This window comes from Chryseobacterium lathyri (assembly GCF_019970085.1).
In the GTDB taxonomy this organism is placed as follows: Bacteria; Bacteroidota; Bacteroidia; order Flavobacteriales; family Weeksellaceae; genus Chryseobacterium; species Chryseobacterium lathyri.
Map to the genome: position 1 here is coordinate 722,448 of NZ_JAHXYG010000003.1, position 18,777 is coordinate 741,224.

Below are 18,777 nucleotides of genomic sequence, written 5' to 3' on the forward strand. Positions count from 1 at the left end.
ATTAATATAATATAGTTATTATGAAGAAACTCATTTTAGGTATAGCAATCGTAGCTTCTGCTTTCGTTTTCGGTCAGAAGGGCGATGTAAATGCCAAGCTGCAGGAAGCGAACAAAGCTGCAATGGATGCATATAATGCAAAAAATTATACCGTTGCCGCGCCTAAGTTTTTAGAAGTTTATAACTTATTAAAAACCAATGGCCAGGATGATAAGATATATATGTATTACGCAGGTCTGAGCTATGCTTTGGCAAATAACAGCACCGAATCCATCAAAATATATACAGATCTTATTAATTCAGGTTTTACTGGAGTTCAGACAACGTATACTGCGAAAGAGAAAAAGTCTGGTCAGGTAGTGAATTTAGACAAAGCTACTTGGGAGCTTATGAAAAAGAATCCTGATTATTCAGATTTCAAAACAGAGCAAACACCAAGTGTTGAGCCGGAACTGTATGAAACATTAACGACTTTGCTTATGAACGCAAAGAAGCCTAATGAAGCATTGACAATTATTGAAAAAGGTTTGGCAAAATATCCAAATAATGCCAAACTTAAAGAAGCTCAGGCTACAGCTTATTATGATTCTGGAAATACGGAAAAATTCATCGGAGCACTTAAAGAGCAGCTTGCTAAAAACCCTAACGATGCTACCAACTGGTATAATCTTGGAGTAATGCAGTCTAAGAATCCTGCAACAGTGGAGGATGCACTTGCATCATTCAAGAAAGCTATCGAGATTAAACCTGACTTTGATAATGCTTATCAGAACCTTGTTTATACAATAATTGGAGACGATTCCAAAATTGTAGAGCAGATTAACGCAACAAGAAAAGATAAGCCTGAAGAAGCGACTAAACTAATCGATGCAAGAAGAGAAAGATTTACTAAAGCACTTCCATATGCTGAAGGATGGTACAAAGCAGCACCGGAAAATCTTGATGCCCTTACTGCATTGAAAGAGATCTATATCGTAACAAAAAATACAGATAAAATTAAAGATCTGAAAGCTAAGGAAGCTGAGCTTAAAGCAAAAGCAAAATAATAATTCTTAGTTAAATTATAAATGAAACCGGAGCAGAAATGTTCCGGTTTTTTATTTTTTGATCTGAAATATGCTTTTATTTTCACCTTAATTATCGTTAAATTTCACCCTGAAAATTCTCTGTAATTCCGTATCTTTGGGAAAAATTTTTATAAGATGATTGAGTGGAAAACCGCCAAAGAATACGAAGATATTACCTATAAAAAATGTAATGGGGTAGCAAGAATTGCTTTCAACAGACCGGAAGTAAGAAATGCCTTCAGACCCAAGACCACTTCAGAACTGTATGACGCTTTCTATGACGCTTATGAAGACTCTTCAATAGGGGTTGTCCTGCTTTCAGGAGAAGGTCCAAGTGCCAAAGATGGAGGTTGGGCTTTCTGTAGTGGAGGCGACCAGAAAGCAAGAGGACATCAGGGATATGTAGGCGAAGACGGAAGACACCGATTGAATATTCTTGAAGTTCAGCGTCTGATCCGTTTTATGCCGAAAGTAGTGATCGCTGTTGTTCCGGGATGGGCAGTAGGAGGAGGGCATTCACTTCATGTGGTATGCGACCTTACTCTGGCAAGTAAAGAACATGCTATCTTCAAACAGACCGATGCTGATGTGACGAGTTTTGATGGTGGATACGGATCCGCTTACCTGGCGAAAATGGTTGGTCAGAAAAAAGCCCGTGAAATATTCTTTTTAGGAAGAAACTATTCTGCTCAGGAAGCTTTAGAAATGGGAATGGTCAATGCCGTTATCCCGCATGCCGAATTAGAAGATACAGCCTATGAATGGGCACAGGAAATATTAGCAAAATCACCAACTTCTATCAGAATGCTGAAATTCGCAATGAACCTGACAGATGATGGAATGGTTGGTCAGCAGGTGTTTGCAGGAGAAGCGACCCGTTTGGCATATATGACAGAAGAAGCGCAGGAAGGAAGAAATGCATTCCTTGAAAAAAGAAAGCCAGACTTCGGAGAAAATCAATGGATATCTTAAAATAAGAAGTTAGAGGTTAGAAATTAGATAGTAAGCTTATATGGTTTTAAATCTAACTTCTAACTTCTACTATCTAACATCTAAATATTTATGTCGGATTGGATAAAAGCCGCAAGGCTAAGAACTTTACCGCTTTCCTTAAGCGGAATTATAATGGGAGCTTTCATTGCAAAATGGAGACTTTACGGAGAAGGAGGTACCTGGGACTGGAAAATTTTTGCTCTGGCGATTCTGGTAACCCTTTTATACCAGATTTTATCAAACTATGCCAATGACTATGGGGATGGCGTAAAAGGAACTGATGCCAAAAGAATAAATGAGGCAGAATCCAGAGCCGTAGCTTCAGGAAAAATTACGGCAAAGCAAATGAAAAATGCGGTGATCCTTTTTTCTGCATTATCCTTTGTTGCCACAATTGCACTCTTATATATCGCTTTCATCCCCAATTATATGAATGAATTTTATATTTTCATAGGATTGGGAGTAGCCTGTATTCTGGCGGCAATCGGCTATACAGTTGGAAAAAAACCTTACGGATATATGGGATTGGGAGATCTTTTTGTATTTGTATTTTTTGGCTTAGTTTCGGTTTGCGGGAGTTATTTTCTGTTTACAAAAACTTTCAGCTGGGATATGCTATTACCCGGAACAGCAGTAGGAATGATGAGTATGGCTGTTCTTAATCTTAACAATATGAGAGATATAGAAAGTGACAGACTGTCTGGGAAAAACAGCTTTGCATTGAGGATAGGTTTCAAAAATGCAATGATTTACGAAATGGTCCTGTTACAGCTTCCTTTGGTCTTAATTCTTATATTTTTAGGATTAAATGGTTTCATACAGTCTCAAAACTATTACGTTTTCATTGTAATGATCCTGTTAATTCCATTTGCTAAGCTCAGAAGGAAAATTATGTCTGTAAAAGAGCCTAAAGACTTGGATCCATTCTTGAAACAGGTGGGTATCCTTACCTTTACCATGGCGGTTCTTACAGCAATTGGACTTAATTTTTTTAAATAAATAAATTTCCATTACTATGAGTTCAAATAGCTATGTTGAAGCTCAAATGCTTATCAGAAAACCGATTGAAGATGTCTTTGAGGCATTTATCAATCCTGAAGTGACTACCAATTTCTGGTTTACAAAATCTACCGGAAAATTGGAGGAGGGTAAAACGATTACCTGGGAGTGGGAAATGTATGGCGCAAAATCTGAAGTAAAAGTTCACCAGATTATTCCAAACCAGCTGATAAAAACAGAGTGGGGAGATCCGTCAGTACATGTAGATTATGAATTCAAACAAATGGAGAAAGGAATTCTAGTTGTTATTAAAAGCTATGGGTTCAGCCAGACGGGTGAAGACCTTTTAAAAGTAATTAATGATAATACTGGCGGTTTTACGACAGTTCTCGATGGTTGCAAAGCGTATTTAGAACATGGAATTAATTTAAGATTGATTGAGGATAAATTTCCACAGAAATAATCTGACATAAAACCTTCGCTGAGTTAACGCCTTTGCGAATTTAAAAACATTTAGTTTATTAAAAATCTTAGCACTCTTTGCGTTTAAATAAAACACAAATAACACCAATGTTTACACAAATTTTCACTAATATTTTATAGTGTTATTCGTGAAAAATATTTGAGCTATTTGTGTTTGAATGTTTAAAAATTAATTAATAAATCAATTAAAATGAAAATACAATTTTTAGGACAAAACTGTTTTTTGTTTACATACAAAGACAAAACAATTTTAAGCGATCCTTTTTACAATTACAAAAAAGCGGAATCCGGCTTTGATATATCGGCTCAGAAGATCGATTATATTTTATTGACTCATGCTCATGGTGATCATATTGCTGATGTAGAGGAAGTGTTGCAGTTTCATCCGGAAGCAACAGTTATTGGTGTTCCTGAGGTCTGTGCTTATTTTAAAACTGCAAAAAACAAAGACGATGTGAACTTAGGAGGATCAGCAAAAATCGACGATCTTAAAATTTCCATGGTACCGGCTCACCATACAAGTTCGTTCCCGGATGGAAGCTATGGAGGCGTTCCGGTAGGATATATTTTCAGACTTCCTGAAGGGAAGAACATTTATCTGGCCGGAGATACCGGAGTAATGGCTGATATGGAGCTTTTCCCAAGACTTTTCGGGAATATTGACCTGTCTATCCTTCCCATCGGAAGCCACTACACGATGTGCCCAAGAAAAGCATCTTTTGCTGCAGCAGAATTACTAAAAACTCCAAAAGTGATCGGATGCCATTTCGATACATTCCCTGCCATTGAGATCAACCATGAAAGTGCATTGAAACATTTTGCAGATAAAAATGTAGAATTGGTTCTTCCTAAACTGGGAGAGGAGTTTGAATTTTAAATAAAAATGAAAGGTAATCTGGAAATTAGAATGGAAATGCTGAAAAGTATGGAAACAAAAAAAGATAATCATCCAATTACCTTACTTCAACTTAAATCAAAAAAAATGGCAAGCTACCTAAATCACACCGCTACGACCAATTACCTTTGCTGTGTTCCCACCCTGGAGGGTTCTCAGGAGCTGGTTGTTTAGGACTTGCCGTTGCAAAGGTAGGAATAATTTATAAACTTCAAAATATTATTAAAGAAAATTAGTCGAAAAAAGGCAGTAATAAAGCTAAACAGCTGGAATTTAGGGCAATAATTTTTCAACTTTTTCTAAAAAATCTAACATGACGAAAAGTCCATCAACATTAGGAATTATACTTTTTATCGCTACAATGATCATCTTTTTTGTAGCCTATTACTTTTTCTCAGGTATCAATTATTTTGACATCTCTCTGAAAATCAATGCATTTATTCTGCCTATTTTATATGCAGGTGGTGCTTTTTGGTCCGTAAAATCTTTCTGGAACAAAAATAGAGTCGTAAGCTTTAAAGATGCGTTCTCAAGAGCATTTATTCCGATGTTTATCGGAGGAATTCTTTCTATTTTCAGCATTTATGCGTTCCTTAATTTCGTAGATCCTGATGCTAAAAAACTGCTGAATTACCAGTATGTGCAGAGACAGAAAACGGAACTAGATACTGAGTATCAGTCTGCAAGAAAAATCCTGAAACATCAAAAAGACATTGATGAATTAGACAAAAAGTACAAGGAAAGGCTGCCAAGTTTTTCTCCGGAAGCCATTAAAGGAAAAGATATGCTTACTGCCAGTCATTTTTCGGGATATTTTGCAGCAATTCTTATATTTTACGTAGTTTTGTCAGTGTTTTTTGGTGCGTTTTTCAGAACGAGATCCGTATACCAGGAAACCGAAAATCAAGAATAATTTTTATTAAAATTAAATGAATTTATCTATAGTTATTCCGTTATTAAACGAAGAGGACTCTTTGGAAGAACTTTTTTCAAGGATTGATAATGTCTGTTATTCCAACGGCTTATCCTATGAAATCTGGTTTGTAGATGACGGAAGTACCGATCTGTCGTGGAGCATTATTGAAAATATGAAGGTTCAGCATCCCCAGATCCATGCAATAAAGTTTTCCAGGAATTATGGAAAATCTCAGGCTCTTCATGCTGCTTTTGAAAGAACGAACGGAGAAGTGGTGATTACCATGGATGCTGATTTACAGGATTTTCCCGAAGAAATTCCTGAACTTTATAAAATGGTCACTGAAGATAATTACGATATTGTTTCAGGCTGGAAAAAGAAACGCTTTGATAACGTAATGACGAAAAATGTTCCGTCAAAACTGTTCAATGCAGCAGCACGAAAAGTGTCGGGAGTCTATCTTCATGATTTCAATTGTGGTCTGAAAGCCTACAAAAAGCAGGTTGTAAAATCAATTGACGTATATGGAGATATGCACCGGTATATTCCTGTACTGGCTGCTAATGCGGGATTCAGAAGAATTACGGAAAAAGAGGTACAACATCAGGCAAGACCTTACGGAACTTCAAAATTCGGGACCGAAAGATTTATCAGAGGTTTTCTGGATCTGGTAACCCTTTGGTTTGTAAGCCGATTCGGAGGGAGACCCATGCATTTCTTCGGAGCGGTGGGAACTGTGATGTTTATCGTGGGATTTCTTTCGGCACTTTGGCTGGGAATTTCAAAACTGATCGATGTAGCAAGAGGAATTTACGGACATTTGATTACAAACAATCCGTGGTTTTATATTGCTCTGACAATGATGATTATGGGAACTCTGCTTTTCATAGCCGGATTCTTAGGAGAAATGATCATCAGAACCAACAGGGAACATAAGAATTATAATATTGATGAAGTGATTTAATACGTTAAATACACCATCATTAAACTAATAAAATCCCCGGGAAGATCTAAACTATCCGGGGATTTTTATGTCATTTTTTGTACTGGAAAGAACAAATGTCTTTGCGACCTTGCATTATTACTTATTGTTAGGACGCAAGGAAATCAAAGATTTTCAACAGGGTTTATTTGAGCATTAATCCATTTTATCGCAGATAAATCCTAGTGCCTTGACAGCACAAAGTAGGTGAAAACCCTCTCGCCCTTGCGAAAACTCAAACCATTACGCCAATATAATTCAACAAATCAGATAATATAAAATATTGGCAGAAAACACAATCGCAGAACCATTTCCGAAGCTATTTTTCTTTATATTTGTGTGTAATTTATAAAATTGGCAACACAAAACAAGCCGGTAAAACTCATTTTAATAAGTTTTTCTATTCTTTTACTGTCTTCCTGCGGATCATCAAAACTTCTGGGTTCCTGGGAATTCATAGATTTATATGATGGAGTGGTAACTGAAATTGATAGTTTAAAATCCAAAGAAAATAATTCCAGATACGGAACAGGAACTTTGACTTTTGATAAAGGCAATTCCTTTACCTCAATGGAAGAAAAAGGAAGTTATCAAAGAAAAAATAAAATACTGAAGATGAAATATCCTGGTCTGGATACTGTTGCAATGAATATTTCTTACTTAAGCAAAAATTATTTATTGCTGTCGGCAGGAAAGGATCCGAAAACCTGGTTTTACAGAAAAAAATAAAATGTAAGAATTTTTATAATGAACCCAAAAAGTTGTCTGAATTGTGGTCATGAAATTTCCGATGAGTTTTGTTCTCATTGCGGGCAAAAGGCAGATACAGCAAGAATAACTCCTCGTTCATTGATTAAAACTGATATTTTAGGATCAATCTGGCATATAGAAGAAAGGTTTTTCCGGAGCCTGAAGCATGTTTTATTTAGACCCGGCAGAATGGCAATGGATTATATTTCAGGTAAAAGAATCAAGTACTATAATCTATTTTCTTTGTTGCTTATTTTGTTTGGATTCAATGTCTTAACCATGCATTTTTATTTGGATTTGAATCCGAACGAAATTCAGAAAGAAAGCTCAAAAATCTTTGAATTTTTCTCCCGATACTCCAAAACAATCCTTTTTGTCATCATTCCCATACTCGGGACCAATGCCTATTTCATTTTCAAAAGAATGAAATTGAATATTGCCGAGCATTTTATCATCGGAACAGTAAGCCTGTTAGGAATTTTAATCATATTTTTGTTTAATGATATGGTAAGTCTTATAGGCCTGTGGAAACCCGCAGCGAAGATTTTCGGTATTTTGGAGAAGGCTTCATTTATTCTTTTCATTCTCTTTCCGGCAGTTACGTATTGGAATGCATTTAAAAAATCATACTCAAAACCTGGTCTGCTTTGGAGAGTATCATTACTGTATGTTTTGATGGGAATAGAGAGCCTTGTCATCATCGCAATTTTATATAGAATACTTTAATTTGAATATGAAAAAAATAGTATACCCATTTTTACTTGTAGCGGCGGTTTCCTGTGGAAAAGTTTCTCCGAAAGGAAATATTGAAAGGAAAGATGTAGATGTTTCAGAATTTGTGAACCTGGACCTGGAAGGAAAATTTCGTGTCTTTTATGCCAGAGGGGCTAAAAATTTTGTAGAGATCGAAACTTACCCAAACGTAGCCAGTAATCTGGATGTTGATGTTAAAGACAAGACTCTTATTATCAAAGAAAAAAGAGGAACAAAAGGGGTGGATTTTTATAATGTGACCATCTATTCAAAATATAACCTTGAAAAAGTTTCAGTGGCAGATTCTGTAGAAATGAATATTTCAAGTGAAATTAAGACCGATAATTTTAGGCTTAATTTAAAAAATTATGCTACTTTTATGGGTTCAGTGAACACGAGAAGAGCAGAAGTAGAAATGCAGAACAGAAGCCGCGCTAACTTTTTGGGACTTACCAAAAACGCAGTGATAAAGATCTCTGACACAGCAAGTCTGATCGCGCCGTACTGGAAAATAGAGAACCTGAATATCGATTCTAAAAATGGGAATTATGCAGAAGTTAATGTAAAAGATTCTTTAAAAGGAAATATTCAGAACACGGCAAAATTTATCTATTACAATAACCCGATTCGTGCATTCAAAATTGATAAGACGACCAAGGTTGAAAATAAGAAATTGGAGTAATTTGGAGGGTTAGAAAAACTGCTAAATTTAAAACTGGAACTTTACAAAACTATAAAAGAGCAAAATACACATATGACAACATTAGAAAAAGCGAAACTTTGGTTAAGTGATACATTCGATAAAGAAACAAGAGATGCTGTACAAACCTTAATTGACAGCAATTCTCCGGATCTCGAGGATTCTTTCTACAGAGAACTTGAATTCGGAACAGGAGGCATGAGAGGTGTCATGGGAGTAGGAACCAATCGCTTGAATAAATATACTTTAGGTCAGGCTACACAGGGGCTGGCTAATTATATGCTTCAACAGTTTAAAGGAGAAGAAATTAAGGTGGCCATTGCTTACGATGTACGCCATAATTCAAAAGAATTCGGGAAACTGGTTGCTGATGTTTTAACCGCAAATGGAATTAAAGTGCTTCTTTTCAAAGATCACAGACCAACCCCGGAATTGTCTTTCACTGTAAGAGACAAAAAATGTAACGGGGGAATTGTATTAACCGCATCACATAATCCGCCTGAATACAATGGTTATAAAGTATATTGGAATGATGGGGCGCAGATTGTTCCGCCACATGATGAAGCAATTATTAATGAAGTATATTCTGTAAAATTCGAAGAAATTAAATTCAGCGGAAATGATGACCTGATCGAATGGATCGGGGAAGAGCAGGACGATGTGTATATTGACGCCTGTATTGAAAATTCAACCTATCAGAATGTAGGAAAAGAGAACTTAAATATTGTTTTTACCTCTATCCACGGAACAACTTATACTACGGTTCCAAAGGCTTTGGAAAAAGCAGGATTCAAAAAGATAGATCTTGTAAAAGAACAGATGATCCCGAGCGGTAATTTTACCACGGTAGAATCTCCGAACCCAGAAGAACCTGCAGCACTTGAAATGGCTATGGATCTGGCAAGAATTACCAATGCAGATATCGTGATCGGAACAGATCCGGATGGGGATAGATTAGGAATTGCCGTAAGAAACCTTGATGGCGAAATGCAGCTTCTGAATGGTAATCAAACGAATACAATTCTTACTTATTATATTTTAAATGAATGGAGAAAGCAGGGAAGGATTACAGGGAAGGAATTTATTGGTTCTACGATTGTGACTTCAGATATTTTCTTTGACATTGCAAAGAAATTCGGAGTTGACTGTAAAGTTGGACTTACAGGATTTAAATGGATCGGAAAAATGATCCGTGAGGCAGAAGGAAGAGAGAAATTCATCTGCGGTGGTGAAGAAAGTTTCGGTTTTATGACCGGAGATTTTGTCCGCGATAAGGATTCCTGTGGAAGTATCGTTTTAGCCTGCGAAATTGCAGCATGGTGTAAGGCTAACGGGAAAACAATGTACCAATATATGATCGAGATTTATCAGGATCTTGGAATGTATTATGAAGGCTTAGTCAATATTGTCAGAAAAGGAAAAGAAGGAGCTGAAGAAATTCAGAACATGATGAAAAACTTCCGTGAAAACCCACCAAAAGAATTGGCAGGATCACTGGTAGAAGAAGTGAAGGATTTTAAAGAACAGACCAGTTTCTCCGTTTCAAAGAATGAAACCAAAGTAATGAATGATATTCCGAAATCGAATGTACTCATTTATTATACTCAGGACGGAACTAAAGTCTGCGTAAGGCCTTCAGGAACAGAACCGAAAATTAAATTTTATATTTCTGTAAAAGATACGGTTACTTCTGAAACCGACTTTAAAGATAAATTAAAATCATTAGAAGCAAAAATCGAGGACGTAAGAAAAGATCTGAAGCTGGACTAAATTTGTAGGAATGATAAAAAAGAGTTTTGCGGTCTGTATGCTTTCTGTACTTGTTTTTTCCTGTAAAAAAGAGGTTTCTAAAACGACAGAAGTAAAAGCAGTTAATGATTCAGTTACCAAAACAGAAATAAAAGAAGATCTTTTTAAACCAGTTGATACAGCCTATTCTCCAAAAAATACAACGGAGGATTATATAAAAGCGCTTCAGTATTATCAATCTAAAACAGAAAGAGAAATAGCAGCCGGAAGTCCGGAGCAGAATAATAAGGTGTACGAAGATTACGTTGAAGTAAGGAATAAATATATTGAAGGCCTGAGCAGACTGCATACCGATATTCTGGATAAATATGTCAATTATTATGATTCCGGCAGCGACAGCTACAAGTTTCCGGAAAATATAAAAAAGCTCGCAGCTCAGTTTAAGAAAGAAGGATTGGAGTTCAGGGAAGTAGGAGAAGGTTACACCGAAATCTGGTCTGTGCCTGATCATTATTTTACCATATTTAAAAATAAGGTAACCCCGGACTACAATTCTTACATTGCTCAGATGGCAATGGAAGCAAAAGAGAACTATGCTGCAGATGCCGGATTGATCATTAGTTGGAAAGAACTGGGAGAAAGATTGATATTCTGGGAAAATTTTATGAAGAAATATCCCGAAAGCCAGCTCCTGAAAACAGTGAAAAAAGATTACAACAATTACCTGCATGATTATCTGTACGGAATGGACAATACCCCAACGTATGAAACAGCAGACGGAAAATTATACGACGAAAACAGGAATGAATATAAAAGGATTATAAAAAAATATCCTAATTCATATACCGCAAAAAGGGTTCAGGAATTTCTGGCTCTTTTTGATGCTCAGATACCTGTTGATCAGATTCGTGAGAAAATGAACGTGGAAAACGATTATTAGTAAATTTAAATAAAAATAAAGTGAAAGTTTCAAAATTAGCGGCGAACCTGATTGGTTCTGAAATTGTAAAAATTGGTAATGAAGTAAATGATTTAAAAGCAAAAGGAGCAGAAATTGCCAATCTTACTATTGGTGACCTGAATTCTAATCTCTATCCTATCCCGGCACTGCTGAAGGAAGAGATTCAGAAGGCATATCAGAATAATCTGACAAATTATCCGCCGGCCAACGGGCTTTTATCTTTAAGAAAAGAAGTTTCCAAAGATCTGAAAAACAGATGGAACCTGGATTATTCACCGAACGATATTTTAATTACTGCCGGATCAAGACCGTTGATCTACGCGGTGTATAAAACAATCGTAGATGAAGGTGATAAAGTAGTATATCCTACACCGTCATGGAACAACAACCATTACGCTTACCTTACTTCTGCAGAGGCTGTAGAGGTGAAAACTACCCCTGAAAATAACTTCCTTCCTACAGCAGATGATCTGAGACCACATTTAAGCGGTGCAGTTCTTTTAGCGTTATGTTCACCGCTGAATCCTACAGGAACAATGTTTACAAAAGAGCAGCTTTCAGCTATCTGCGAATTGGTTCTTGAAGAAAACAGAAAAAGAGGGGAAGATGAAAAACCATTATACCTGATGTATGATCAGATCTATTCTAATCTTACTTTCGGTGCACAGCACGTAGATCCGGTTTCTCTTTTCCCTGAATTGAAAGAATATACCATTTATATCGACGGTATCTCCAAATGCCTTGCTGCAACAGGAGTACGTGTAGGGTGGGGATTCGGTCCGTCTCATATTTTAGATAAAATGAAAGCTCTGTTAACGCACGTTGGAGCCTGGGCACCGAAGCCTGAACAGGAAGCTACCGCGAAATTCTTTGAAAACCCTGACAATGTAAATGTTTTCGTAGAAGATTTTAAAGGAAAACTGGAAGAAAGCTTAAAAGTTCTTCACGGTGGAATCCAGGACTTAAAAGGAAAAGGACTGGCAGTGGAAAGTATTGAACCAATGGGAGCTCTGTACCTTACCATCAGATTAGATTATATCGGAAAAACAAAACCGGACGGATCTGTTATTGAAAATTCGTCTGACCTTGTATTCTACTTAATTAATGATGCCGGAGTTGCTCTTGTACCATTCTCAGCATTCGGAGAGGCAAAATCTGAGCCTTGGTTCCGTGCTTCTGTGGGAGGTTTAGCGGTTGACGAGATCAAAGTAATGCTACCAAAGCTTGAAAATGCTTTGAATGCTTTAAAATAATTAAGAAAAATATATATGCTTCGGCTACACTTAACACGGCACGGTATAAGTTATTATTAAGTGTCACACTGAGCGTAGTCGAAGCGATTTTTTGAAGATAAGAAATACGGAAAAAATTTAGTTTTTATTAATGAAACTTCCAAAAAGGCCGTTCCTGGAAACCAAATTGTTGAGTTATTCAACATTAGGAATTATCTTTTTAGCAAATTATATCAATTAATCATTCATAACTCATAATTTATAATAAATGAAAATCATAGCTGTCATTCCTGCCCGTTACGAAGCAAGCCGTTTTCCGGCAAAGCTGATGCAGATGTTAGGTGAAAAAACAGTGATCACGACTACCTATCAGAATGTTGCCGAGACGGGACTGTTTGATGAAGTATTTGTAGCTACGGATTCTGAAATTATTTTTGATGAAATTGTGAAAAATGGTGGAAAAGCCGTTATGACCGGACAGCATGAAACCGGGAGCGACCGTATTGCGGAGGCCGTACAGAACATCGACTGCGATATCGTGATTAATGTTCAGGGCGATGAGCCTTTCCTTAAATTAGAGCCGTTAAGACAGCTTATCGACGTCTTCAAGGATGATACTAACCAGGAAATTTCTCTGGCTTCATTAAAAATCAGACTAACAGAAAAAGAAGAAATTGAAAACCCGAATAATGTAAAAGTTATTACGGATAACAACGGTTTTGCCCTTTATTTTAGCCGTTCCGTGATTCCTTTTCATAGGGAAATCTCTTATGACATTAGCTATTTTAAGCATATTGGCGTATATGCTTTCAGAAAACATGCCTTACTTCAGTTCTCCAAACTGGAAATGAAACCACTTGAAATATCAGAAAAAATAGAATGCATCCGTTATCTGGAATACGGGATGAAGATTAAGTTAATAGAAACCAATTTCATCGGAGTGGGGATCGATACTCCCGAAGATCTGGAAAAAGCACGGAAATTAATTTGAGAATAGATGGTGAAAGCATTGCTCATCACCTTTTGTTTTTTCGCGCAATTCCCCTTATATTTGAAATAAATAAGATTAATGAAGAAATTACTTTTAGTATTCGTACTGATACTTTCGCAGTTGTCTTTTGCGCAGACCGCAAAAGAAATTATAGACAAAAATATTGAACTGTCCGGAGGATTAACGAATTGGAAGCTTTTAAATTCAGTACTGTTACAGGGAAAAGTGATTTTAGGGATCAAAGATGAATACCCTATAAAAATTTACCAGCAGCGTCCCAATCTTACCAAAACGGTGATCAGTATCGGTGGAAAGGAAACAGCCATTGAAGGTTTTGATGGTACTAGAGGATACGCAATGAATTATGCAGCCAACAAACTTCAGGTATACCCTGAATACATACCTGAAAGCTTTGATAATGATTTCATTGACTGGGAAAATAAAGGTTTTGATGCTAAATATGCAGGAAAAGAAAAAGTAGGTGAGATCTACTGTCACAAAGTGGAGCTCACCAAAAATGTAAATAAGAACATCTATTACTTTGATGTAAAAACGTACATGCTTTTAAAAGAAATCAAAAAAGATGAAACGTTGGTATATGCCGATTACAAGAAAGTAGGAAATCTGTCAATGCCTTTTAGAATTGAATCTTCAAGTACTAAAAAGGATGGAGACTTCGTTATGATCTTAAACAGGATAGATGTCAATAAAGTTTTTCCTGCCAATACATTTAAATTTTAATTTAGAAAATAATGCCTATTTAAAATATTCGGCATTATATTTTGGAAAATAACCGCGGCAAAATTGCCAACTAAAATTATAAGAATGAAAAAGATTTTCTTATGGCTGCTTTCTTTTGTAGCATTTTTACAGAGCTGTACCAATCAGAAAAGTGAAATTTCTCAATCTAAAACCAAAGAACTTATGGGAAAAACAATATATGATTTTAAAGTTGAAAGCCTTGATAGTAAGGAGATTAACTTTGCAGACTTTAAAGGAAAAAAGATCCTTATTGTCAATACAGCATCAGAATGTGGATTTACTCCACAATATGCAGATCTTGAAAAGCTGTATGAAGAATATAAAGACAAACTGGTTATTGTAGGTTTTCCTGCCAATAACTTCGGAGGTCAGGAGCCCGGAACCAATACTGAGATTGGTGCTTTCTGCCAGAAAAATTATGGAGTAACTTTTCCTTTGGCGGCTAAAGTTTCTGTAAAAGGAGATGATACAGCTCCTATCTTTAAATATTTAACGGAAAAAGATTTAAATGGGGTAAAAAACACTACCATCCTTTGGAATTTCACGAAATTCCTGCTCGATGAAAACGGAAAGCTGATCGATACTTTCATAAGTACTACAAAACCTACAGATGATGCTATCACGAAGCATTTGAAGTAAGATAAATTATAAAAACAACACTTCGGCTCCGCTCAGTGTGACAGCTTAGAAAAATACAGATAGTATTAGAAATGTCACGCTGAGCGGAGTCGAAGCGTTTATAATTCAAGTTGTCTGCTTCTAGTCGTTGCTTTTCTCAGCAAAACAGAAAATATTCCCAAGTTTAATACTGGAATAACCATTACTTTTTATTTTGGATGAATTAATCATAGCTTTTGCTAAAATATCTGTAGGCAACGGTTTCTGACTTTCCAGCAATCCCAGCTTATTGGCAAATTTTATAATTCTGCTACCCAGAACCTCTCCGGTTCTTTCCGAATCTTTTCTTTCCAGCATTCCTGGTTTAAAAATAGTGATCTTATTAAAATGAAGTTGTTTCACAGCCTCTTCCAGCTCACCTTTCATTTTAGAATAGAAAATTTTAGATGTGGGGTTTGCTCCATATGCCGAAACCAGTATATAATCTTCCACATCATTTTCCTTCGCTGCTTTGGCGAATTCATACTGATAATCAAAATCTACCTTTCTCTGGGCTTCTTTGCTTCCGGCATCTTTCAGTGTTGTTCCTAAGCATGAGAATGCAATGTCACCCTTCACTTTATCTTTCCATTCTTCCGGCTTTTCAAAATTAACCACATGAACTTTCAGCTTGTCATTCTGGATATCCACAGGCTTTCTTACAAAGATATCGACTTCCTCAAACTCTTTATCGCTGAGCAGCTGTTTTACCAGATCCTTTCCTGTAGCGCCCGTTGCGCCAATAACCAAAGCTTTCATAATATTTGTGATTTATATAGATGGTATTTTCTTTCTTAAATTTACTACATTTGAAATTAATATCAATAATCATTATCACTTATCATTTATAAAATCCATGGATGCCAACGAAATTTTAGATTACTGCCTGGCTAAAAAAGGAGTTACAGAAACTTTTCCTTTTGATAACGAAACCCTTGTGATGAAAGTAGGGACAAAAATGTTTTTATTAATGGGACTTGAAAGACAGCCATTGAGCATCAACGTAAAAACTGACCCTGAATGGAGCGCAGAACTCCGAGAACAGCATCCGCAGATCACAGGCGCATTTCACATGAATAAAACCCATTGGAATTCTGTCATGGCTGATGGTTTGAAAAGAGATCTTATCTATAAGTTAATAGATCAGTCTTATGAATTGGTTTTTAATTCATTAACGAAAAAAGCAAAAGAAGAAATTATAAATAATTAGAATTGAAACTCCCGGGTCAGCCTTTTATCTTCATCCAACCTCTCAATTAATTTTTCAAGGCCTTCGAATTTGATCTCGTCATGAAGAAAATCCCTGAATCTTACCGTGATCTTTTCATCATAAATATCGCCTTCAAAATCAAGAATATAGACTTCAACGGTTAATTTTTCTCCGTTTACAGTAGGATTGGTACCAATGCTGAGCATTCCTTTATATTGCTGGCCTTTTACTTCGGTTTCTACAATATAAGCTCCTTTTTTAGGCAGAAGTTTAATAGATTCAGCATCAATGTTAGCTGTAGGATAGCCAATTGTCCTTCCAATTTTTTTCCCATGAACAACGGTTCCGGAAACAGAGTAGGAGTAACCGAGCATTTCATTGGCTTCTTTAATATTTCCTGTCAGAAGAGCATTGCGTACTTTCGTGGAGCTGATATTGTTTTCGTGGAGATTGATCGCTTCCATCTGTTCAACAACAAAATCCAGTTCTTTGGAAAGCTTTTGAAGAAGCTCGAAATTTCCGCTCTTATTTTTTCCGAATGAATGGTCGTAGCCAATAATAAGGTATTTAACATTCAGTTTGTCAATGAGGATCTGACGTACAAATTCTTCACCTGTAAGGTTTCTGAATTCTTCATCAAATTCTTTCAGGAACAAATGATTGATTCCGTATTTTTCGATCAGCTGTTTCTTTTCATCCAGCGTATTCAGAAGCTTAAGATCTTCATTCGGGTTAAAAACAAAACGCGGATGCGGCCAGAAAGTAAGGATCGCTGTCTCCAGATTATTCTCTGTACCCACATTAATCAGTTCATCGATGATACTTTTGTGCCCGAGATGTACTCCGTCAAACATTCCCAGAGACAATGCTAAAGGCTTTTGGGAGGGATAATCTTTAAAATTCTTGAAAACTTTCAAAACGGAAAAAATTTGACTGCAAATATATACATAATGTAACAATGTATCAATATAACAATGTACCAATATTTTTTGCGGAGAAATAATTGCTAGACTGGTAAATTGTTATATTGGTACATTAACAAAAAAGTATGATAAAAATCTTTTTTTTACCAATTGTAGGTTTATGAAGAATCATTATATTTGCACCAAGAAAAAATTTAGCAATGGCAAACCAAATTAAAGGTAAAATTTCTCAAATTATTGGTCCGGTAATCGACGTTGTCTTCACAGATGTGGAAGCAATTCCAAGTATTTATGACGCGTTAGAAATTACAAAAGGAAACGGTGAAAAAGTAGTCTTAGAAGTAGAGCAGCATATTGGTGAAGATACAGTAAGATGTATTGCAATGGATGCTACAGACGGTCTTCAAAGAGGGCAGGAAGTAATCGGATACGGAAATCCTATTACAATGCCAATTGGTGAAGCTGTGAACGGAAGACTATTCAACGTTGTTGGGGATGCTATCGACGGACTTCAAAATATTTCTAAAGAAGGTGGTCTGCCAATTCACAGACCAGCTCCAAAATTTGATCAACTTTCAACTTCTGCAGAAGTTTTATTTACAGGTATTAAAGTAATCGACCTTATTGAGCCTTACGCAAAAGGGGGTAAGATTGGATTGTTCGGTGGTGCCGGTGTAGGTAAAACAGTATTGATCCAGGAGTTGATTAACAATATTGCAAAAGGACACGGAGGTCTTTCAGTTTTTGCCGGAGTAGGTGAAAGAACGAGAGAAGGAAATGACCTTTTGAGAGAGATGCTTGAATCAGGAATTATTAAATATGGTGATGATTTCATGCATTCTATGGAAAACGGAGGTTGGGATCTTTCTAAAGTAGACTTAGAAGCTATGAAAGAATCTAAAGCTGCATTCGTTTTCGGACAGATGAACGAGCCGCCAGGTGCAAGAGCCAGAGTAGCACTTTCTGGTCTTACATTGGCTGAGTACTACAGAGACGGTGGTGAAAGCGGACAAGGTAGAGACGTACTTTTCTTCGTAGATAACATCTTCCGTTTTACACAGGCTGGTTCTGAGGTATCTGCACTTCTTGGTCGTATGCCGTCAGCGGTAGGTTATCAACCGACTCTTGCTTCTGAGATGGGAGCGATGCAGGAAAGAATTACTTCTACTAAAAACGGTTCAATTACATCAGTACAGGCAGTTTACGTACCTGCGGATGACTTAACTGACCCGGCTCCTGCAACTACGTTTGCTCACTTGGATGCAACCACGGTACTAGACAGAAAAATTGCTTCATTGGGTATTTATCCTGCAGTGGATCCATTGGCTTCTACGTCAAGAATCCTTGCTCCGGAAATTATCGGTGATGAACATTATGACTGCGCTCAGAGAGTAAAAGAAATTCTTCAGAGATACAAAGCGCTTCAGGATATTATCGCAATTCTTGGTATGGAAGAACTTTCTGAAGAAGATAAATCAGTAGTTTACCGTGCCAGAAAAGTTCAGAGATTCTTATCTCAGCCTTTCCACGTAGCTGAACAGTTTACAGGTATTCCAGGATCATTGGTGGATATCAAAGATACCATCAAAGGATTCAACATGATTATGGATGGTGAACTAGACCATTTACCGGAAGCTGCGTTCAACTTAAAAGGAACCATCGAGGAAGCTATCGAGGCTGGACAAAAAATGTTAGCTGAAAACGCTTAACTAGATAAATAGAATAAAGAAAAAAGAACAAAGACATGGTCTCTT

The 18,777-nt window shown here is 36.6% G+C and carries 20 protein-coding genes and 1 other RNA gene; 18 read left to right on the forward strand and 3 right to left on the reverse strand.

Annotation, left to right across the window (positions count from 1 at the left end):
- Positions 1 to 20: 20 nt before the first annotated feature.
- From LC418_RS12715 to LC418_RS12735, 5 genes are all read left to right on the forward strand, one after another.
- Complete coding sequence (locus tag LC418_RS12715) at positions 21 to 1,046, forward strand: tetratricopeptide repeat protein (protein WP_223559385.1); 1,026 nt, start codon at positions 21 to 23, stop codon at positions 1,044 to 1,046.
- Between the two features lie 156 nt (positions 1,047 to 1,202).
- Positions 1,203 to 2,039, forward strand: coding sequence for a 1,4-dihydroxy-2-naphthoyl-CoA synthase (locus tag LC418_RS12720; protein ID WP_111957974.1), 837 nt, complete (start codon positions 1,203 to 1,205; stop codon positions 2,037 to 2,039).
- Positions 2,040 to 2,129: 90 nt separating this feature from the next.
- Complete coding sequence (gene menA, locus LC418_RS12725; RefSeq protein ID WP_223559386.1) at positions 2,130 to 3,059, forward strand: 1,4-dihydroxy-2-naphthoate octaprenyltransferase; 930 nt, start codon at positions 2,130 to 2,132, stop codon at positions 3,057 to 3,059.
- A gap of 16 nt (positions 3,060 to 3,075) precedes the next feature.
- Positions 3,076 to 3,522: an SRPBCC family protein gene (locus tag LC418_RS12730; protein WP_223559387.1), complete on the forward strand. Its 447-nt coding sequence runs from the start codon at positions 3,076 to 3,078 to the stop codon at positions 3,520 to 3,522.
- Between the two features lie 210 nt (positions 3,523 to 3,732).
- Complete coding sequence (locus LC418_RS12735) at positions 3,733 to 4,419, forward strand: metal-dependent hydrolase (protein WP_223559388.1); 687 nt, start codon at positions 3,733 to 3,735, stop codon at positions 4,417 to 4,419.
- 103 nt (positions 4,420 to 4,522) lie between these two features.
- Here the strand turns inward: LC418_RS12735 and ffs are convergent.
- Positions 4,523 to 4,620: signal recognition particle sRNA small type (gene ffs, locus LC418_RS12740), an RNA gene on the reverse strand.
- Positions 4,621 to 4,750: 130 nt separating this feature from the next.
- Between ffs and LC418_RS12745 the strand changes: the two genes are divergently transcribed.
- From LC418_RS12745 to LC418_RS12795, 11 genes are all read left to right on the forward strand, one after another.
- The gene (locus tag LC418_RS12745; RefSeq protein ID WP_223559389.1) at positions 4,751 to 5,350 is read left to right on the forward strand and encodes a DUF4199 domain-containing protein; all 600 of its coding nucleotides are present in this window, start codon (positions 4,751 to 4,753) and stop codon (positions 5,348 to 5,350) included.
- Between the two features lie 16 nt (positions 5,351 to 5,366).
- Positions 5,367 to 6,317, forward strand: coding sequence for a glycosyltransferase family 2 protein (locus LC418_RS12750; protein WP_223559390.1), 951 nt, complete (start codon positions 5,367 to 5,369; stop codon positions 6,315 to 6,317).
- Positions 6,318 to 6,689: 372 nt separating this feature from the next.
- Complete coding sequence (locus tag LC418_RS12755) at positions 6,690 to 7,064, forward strand: hypothetical protein (RefSeq protein WP_223559391.1); 375 nt, start codon at positions 6,690 to 6,692, stop codon at positions 7,062 to 7,064.
- Positions 7,065 to 7,082: 18 nt separating this feature from the next.
- On the forward strand, positions 7,083 to 7,811 hold the full coding sequence (locus LC418_RS12760; protein WP_223559392.1) for a DUF3667 domain-containing protein: 729 nt from the start codon (positions 7,083 to 7,085) through the stop codon (positions 7,809 to 7,811).
- 7 nt (positions 7,812 to 7,818) lie between these two features.
- Positions 7,819 to 8,520, forward strand: coding sequence for a GIN domain-containing protein (locus LC418_RS12765; RefSeq protein ID WP_111957956.1), 702 nt, complete (start codon positions 7,819 to 7,821; stop codon positions 8,518 to 8,520).
- A 72-nt stretch (positions 8,521 to 8,592) separates the two neighbouring features.
- Positions 8,593 to 10,308: a phospho-sugar mutase gene (locus LC418_RS12770; protein ID WP_223559393.1), complete on the forward strand. Its 1,716-nt coding sequence runs from the start codon at positions 8,593 to 8,595 to the stop codon at positions 10,306 to 10,308.
- A 10-nt stretch (positions 10,309 to 10,318) separates the two neighbouring features.
- Positions 10,319 to 11,227 carry a hypothetical protein gene (locus LC418_RS12775; protein ID WP_223559394.1) on the forward strand — a complete coding sequence of 303 codons (909 nt, stop codon included), beginning with the start codon at positions 10,319 to 10,321 and terminating at the stop codon, positions 11,225 to 11,227.
- Positions 11,228 to 11,247: 20 nt separating this feature from the next.
- Positions 11,248 to 12,501 (forward strand): pyridoxal phosphate-dependent aminotransferase, encoded by a 1,254-nt coding sequence (locus tag LC418_RS12780; protein WP_111957948.1) that lies wholly within the window; start codon positions 11,248 to 11,250, stop codon positions 12,499 to 12,501.
- A gap of 247 nt (positions 12,502 to 12,748) precedes the next feature.
- Entirely contained in the window at positions 12,749 to 13,471 is a 723-nt protein-coding gene (gene kdsB, locus LC418_RS12785; protein ID WP_111957946.1) for a 3-deoxy-manno-octulosonate cytidylyltransferase, read from the forward strand.
- Between the two features lie 78 nt (positions 13,472 to 13,549).
- On the forward strand, positions 13,550 to 14,212 hold the full coding sequence (locus LC418_RS12790) for a histidine kinase (RefSeq protein ID WP_111957944.1): 663 nt from the start codon (positions 13,550 to 13,552) through the stop codon (positions 14,210 to 14,212).
- 84 nt (positions 14,213 to 14,296) lie between these two features.
- Positions 14,297 to 14,872, forward strand: coding sequence for a glutathione peroxidase (locus LC418_RS12795; protein ID WP_223559395.1), 576 nt, complete (start codon positions 14,297 to 14,299; stop codon positions 14,870 to 14,872).
- A 120-nt stretch (positions 14,873 to 14,992) separates the two neighbouring features.
- On the opposite strand, the gene LC418_RS12800 is transcribed toward LC418_RS12795, so the two are convergent.
- Positions 14,993 to 15,649 carry an NAD(P)H-binding protein gene (locus LC418_RS12800; protein WP_111957940.1) on the reverse strand — a complete coding sequence of 219 codons (657 nt, stop codon included), beginning with the start codon at positions 15,647 to 15,649 and terminating at the stop codon, positions 14,993 to 14,995.
- 97 nt (positions 15,650 to 15,746) lie between these two features.
- Here LC418_RS12800 and LC418_RS12805 point away from each other — a divergent pair, with 97 nt between their 5' ends.
- A complete protein-coding gene (locus LC418_RS12805; RefSeq protein WP_223559396.1) occupies positions 15,747 to 16,100 on the forward strand; it encodes an MmcQ/YjbR family DNA-binding protein in 354 nt (117 codons plus the stop codon).
- On the opposite strand, the gene LC418_RS12810 is transcribed toward LC418_RS12805, so the two are convergent.
- Positions 16,097 to 17,017 carry a bifunctional riboflavin kinase/FAD synthetase gene (locus LC418_RS12810; protein WP_223559397.1) on the reverse strand — a complete coding sequence of 307 codons (921 nt, stop codon included), beginning with the start codon at positions 17,015 to 17,017 and terminating at the stop codon, positions 16,097 to 16,099. The genes LC418_RS12805 and LC418_RS12810 overlap by 4 nt on opposite strands.
- Before the next feature lie 206 nt (positions 17,018 to 17,223).
- On the opposite strand from LC418_RS12810, the gene atpD reads away from it, so the two are divergent.
- On the forward strand, positions 17,224 to 18,732 hold the full coding sequence (atpD, locus tag LC418_RS12815) for a F0F1 ATP synthase subunit beta (RefSeq protein ID WP_111957933.1): 1,509 nt from the start codon (positions 17,224 to 17,226) through the stop codon (positions 18,730 to 18,732).
- Positions 18,733 to 18,777 lie beyond the last annotated feature (45 nt).